The following is a 261-nucleotide window of genomic DNA, read 5'->3' on the forward strand; positions in this document are numbered from 1 at the left end:
CCCCTTTGGGGGCATCGACGGCCGGGGCGTGGGGTGCTCCGGCCGCGTGCTGATGGGCCCGGTTGACGGTGGAGTCCACGCTCGTCGTCCACTCGCCGCCCTCGGCCTCGTCGCAGCCGGCCCGAAGCCGGTCAAGGATGTTTTCCCAGGTTCCGTCGATTGACCAGCGGCGATGCCGCCCGTAGACGGTCTCCCAGCGTCCGTAGCACTCGGGGAGGTCACGCCAGGGAGACCCGGTCCGCGTCCGCCACAGAATCCCGT

The 261-nt window shown here is 70.9% G+C and carries 1 protein-coding gene; it reads right to left on the bottom strand.

Annotation, left to right across the window (positions count from 1 at the left end; all coding sequences use genetic code 11):
• Positions 1 to 261: transposase (locus QSK17_RS35915; protein WP_285711158.1), on the bottom strand; the 261-nt coding region annotated here is incomplete at both ends.

This window comes from Microtetraspora sp. NBRC 16547 (genome assembly GCF_030268965.1).
Classification (GTDB): domain Bacteria; phylum Actinomycetota; class Actinomycetes; order Streptosporangiales; family Streptosporangiaceae; genus Microtetraspora.